This is a genomic window from Pseudomonadota bacterium, assembly GCA_026388215.1.
Classification (GTDB): domain Bacteria; phylum Desulfobacterota; class Syntrophorhabdia; order Syntrophorhabdales; family Syntrophorhabdaceae; genus JAPLKF01.
Genome location: JAPLKF010000269.1, coordinates 1 through 4,021 on the forward strand (window position 1 = coordinate 1; position 4,021 = coordinate 4,021).

General features: G+C 42.4%; 4 protein-coding genes and 1 pseudogene. All 5 read right to left on the reverse strand.

Going from position 1 to position 4,021, the window contains the following annotated elements; all coding sequences use genetic code 11:
* The coding region (locus tag NTU69_12530) for a type I restriction-modification system subunit M N-terminal domain-containing protein (GenBank protein ID MCX5804332.1) at nt 1-168 on the reverse strand (168 nt) is incomplete at its 3' end.
* Nucleotides 169-371: 203 nt separating this feature from the next.
* Nucleotides 372-1,124, reverse strand: a complete 753-nt coding sequence (locus NTU69_12535) for a hypothetical protein (GenBank protein MCX5804333.1) — start codon at nt 1,122-1,124, stop codon at nt 372-374.
* 343 nt (nt 1,125-1,467) lie between these two features.
* A pseudogene (locus NTU69_12540) lies at nt 1,468-1,718 on the reverse strand (addiction module antidote protein, HigA family).
* Between the two features lie 26 nt (nt 1,719-1,744).
* Nucleotides 1,745-2,026, reverse strand: a complete 282-nt coding sequence (locus tag NTU69_12545) for a type II toxin-antitoxin system RelE/ParE family toxin (protein MCX5804334.1) — start codon at nt 2,024-2,026, stop codon at nt 1,745-1,747.
* A 462-nt stretch (nt 2,027-2,488) separates the two neighbouring features.
* Nucleotides 2,489-3,961 (reverse strand): DUF2779 domain-containing protein, encoded by a 1,473-nt coding sequence (locus tag NTU69_12550; GenBank protein ID MCX5804335.1) that lies wholly within the window; start codon nt 3,959-3,961, stop codon nt 2,489-2,491.
* Between the last annotated feature and the right edge of the window lie 60 nt (nt 3,962-4,021).

Below are 4,021 nucleotides of genomic sequence, written 5' to 3' on the forward strand. Positions count from 1 at the left end.
GCATTTCTTCCCGTCCAGCGCGGCCTCCATGACCTTGTCCTGCTCCAGCCCGTCGAGATATTTCAAAAAGAGGAGCCACGAGGTCTGTTCCGTGTAGTCGAGTTCCGTGGTACATCCCGCCTCTTTCCAGAGGACGTCGTCTATATTCTTGAAGGTTTGTTCAAACAAGGCAATTTTTCCTTTAATTTACTTTTTTTGCGCCTCACATTAACGGACGTGATTAAGACACAGCGCTAAACCTTTTCTTTTCACGGAAATAATTTTTAATTATGCCTCTAAAAAAATTTAATTCCCTATGGTTATAAACTTTAGGCGGTTTATTTAAGCAAAACTCAACCTAAATAATCATCGGCATCTAAATCTAATTTTAATTACTTACCCTCTTTTTCTTCCTGTAACATTTTCTCCAATACTGTCTTTCTCATCTTTTCCTCAAGAGCTTTATCTAAAGGTGAGAAGGTATAAAGTTCCGATACTCCAGCCAATCCAGTTGGCCCCGTTGATCCAAATGGTCGTGAGTATAGTGTATCTTGCTTTTGTAAAAGACTTTTAATCTCATCATAAAGTTCTGTCTGTAATGGTATCAGTTTGTTTGAAAGTACCTGCACAAGTGCGGTTACAACTTTCTCCAACGAATTACCTTCTTTACTACTTAAGGATTGGATATCAATAAAACTGGTAAAGGGGCTTTCTATTTTATCTGGATTCTTCTCAATTTCCTCAATGTATTTACGGAGTTTTTCTGTACATTCTGCGACGCTACTTGGACGACTAATGGTAAACTCAATGTTTCTTATTTGGGAAACATCAAAAGGAGTAGCTTGCCCCACTTGGGTAAGTTGAATAAAAGGTTTTCGAATCAAATGTCTTACCGCAAGTTCGTAAAAAACATTAGGATTATTACCAGTCAGATCGGCTATTACGAGATCATCTTTTAATAAATGTTCAATTATTTGATTAGTGATAATACCACTTTTGTTAATTTGGTCCGAGCGAATTGTTATGTAATGAAACTCTTTGGTGACCGGTTTAATTATGTACTCTAAAACTTCATCAGAGTGTTTTCGCATATCAGAATTATCTTCACCAATTGGTGCTATTACAAAGCAATTTTTTTCACTCATGGCACCTCCTTCTTAATACATTCTACAGATTACATTGTTGTTGTCAATGGGAGAAAGTGTAAGTAATGGGGTCGGGTCTTGAATTATCACTTTTTCAGGTTTTTTCTCGTGTATCGTGCACCCCCTTGCAGTTATTCTATCCCTTTAAAATTAAAAATACAAACGCATTTTAGCATTCAGCGGTCAGGGAGCGGGGAGCAGATTACAGCGATGTCATTAATTGTGCGCTGTGTGTCATGTACTTTTCGCTTCTGAATGTTTGTCTCCCATAACCTCCCAATATTTACCTTTGCTGGGCCTAATCTGCATCATACCTTTCAGTTTCAATCAGGCTCGGTAATCATCACATATTCATAACCTTTAAAAACGGTATCTCTTTAAGGTCGTGCTGAATCTTTGCCTTTTCCTCTTCCAGATCATAATCATTCTGAAGCCCCAGCCAAAACCTGGGTGAATTCCCGAAAAACTTGCTTAGGAAATCCTCGTGAGCGGGATCTTAGTTGATTTTGCTAATCTGTAAGCTGTTACACTGAGAGGCTTCAGGAATTCCTCCTCCAAAACCTCACCGGGATGAATGTTAGGTAATTTATCCATAGTTTCTCCTTATTACATCGTTCGTTTCAATGATAGTCCACAATCTCCACATTGAAACAGTCGCCCATGAACCATCTGAAACAGATTCTCCACTGATCATTGATTCTTACGCTGTGTTGTCCTTTCCTATTCCCTTTCAAGGCTTCGAGGTGATTTGCAGGTGGTATACGAATATCGTTTAAATCGTTAGCGTTGTTCAGTATCCTCAGTTTCCTCCTGGCGCCATGCTGAATATCAAGCGGGAGCGCTTTTGATGCCTTGCCTTTCCAGATCTTTTCCGTTTCCTTCGATTTGAAGGATTTTATCATAAACTATGGTAACGCTCTACGTTACTAATGTCAAGCAAAATTATACATTGTTAGCTGCTTATATTATCTTCCATATTAAAAACATTTCATTCCTTTCAAGTCTTTGTTGAGCGGTGCTAATACGTAAACAGGGGACGTTCCTAAATAAATAACTTTCCACCGCTGTTAGGAGGATGGTAGGGACGTTGTTGCAATCATTGCGTTATTCCCTGCCTCCTCCGCTAAAAAAGCCCACTTTTCTGGTTGATAACAGTTATTCCCGCCCCTTTTTCTTTCCATTTTCCTACATTTCACTATAATAAGATTTTATCCCCTTGAAATAAAAAATACAAACGCATTTTAGCATTCAGCGGTCAGGGAGCGGGGAGCTAAGAGCGGAGAGCAGAGAGCAGAGAGCAAGAACTATCTCATAGCTAATGGCCCATAGCTGAGAAAGGTTATCGGTCATGGAAGTATACCTTTCTATTTTCCTGCCATCTCCTTCAATTTCTCCACTATCCTTACCATTCCCAGCGTGTCGAGGCAACAATACTCAAGGAGGGCGTTTCGGATTCGCTCGATCTCTGCCGGGTCATGAGATGTCTGCATCTTAGTGTAGGCTTGCATTGCCATGTCGCCATCTTTTATCTCCAATCCCTGGTAGGTTAAATCCGGAACAAGGGCGGGAAGGACTATTTTTAGTGAATAAGAGCCGTTAAACTGCCAGTGGTAGAGATAGCGTTTCTGGAAAGGAAGAGCAAGGTCCACGAGGTTATCGATGATATTTTCAATCCGTGGGCGATATTCAGGAAACCATCCGGCAAGGTTCATAAGCACCCCTTTTTCAAAACTTGCTACATAGGCGAGGACACAGGCATTAGAAGGAATGTCGCCTATGAGTTTTTCTGCAAGCCTTCTTCTCGGGTCAATCCCTGGTGGGGCAAGATATTCAGAGTGCTTTAGTGGTGCCCCTTCACTCTCTATTGCATGGAGAGAATACTGGTAAGGGATGTCCTGATAGGGTCGCGTTCCGTCAAAGGGAGGAATGGCTGGAGAAAATGTCTCAAAGTCGAGGAAATAGAGCGGATAATGGAGCGTATCGAGAAAACCCTGAATCGCTTGCCTGTCCATACTATTCTTTTTTGCACGGAATGCCTCCACCTGGAGTCTCTGGTTACCAGAAAGCCGGTCAAGGGGGGCATCGTCAAGTGTAATGATACCCTGCTTATAGAATTCGAATGGGATTTTTTTGTTGCCCTTCAATGAAAAGACCGATACCTCAGGGATGTGCTTCCAGCAATAGCCGATAAAATCACAATCATAGGGGTCATAGCAATAGGGACCTATATCAATGGCAGGCATGGTACGGTCGAGCATCTCCTTCTGTTTTTTGAGTTCCTCCCTTACTGCATCCTGGAGAGACTCCACATCTACTGTCACATCCATGACAGTGAAGAGTTTTTGAGGCTCGATTTCGCCCTCACGGATGTATTGATTGTTGATATAAATGAGAAATGCCCGGCTTACTGGTAATTGCGCCCCTTTCAGTACATAATATTGCACTGCCACATCGCTCTGGTACATATCTTTCATGCCTGTTGCACTCTTCACCTCGTAAAGTTCCCAGCCCCTCTTGCCTCTTGTAAGGATATCCACCCTCACGAAGACACCGTCGAACGAGAAGGTTGCCTCGTAAATGGTTCTTTGACCCTCATCAATTGCCTTTTCCGTAAGGGCTACCAGCCGGTCATAGTTATCAGGGTCATAGGGGATGGTTATGCCACCGGGAAAAAGTTTCTGGGCAAGGAGACCCACCTCGTGGCCACTCTCGAAGAGGGCTTCCCTGGATGGGGGAATCTTGTCTTTCTGTTCAGGATGATGCTTGTGGAGATAGAGGGACTTGTGACACTGCATGCCCCGCATGAAGAGGGATTTACTGAGGTAGAAGTCATTCATGGTTTAGCTCATAGTTCATAGCTGATAGCTCATCGCGAAAAACATAACATTTACGGGTCG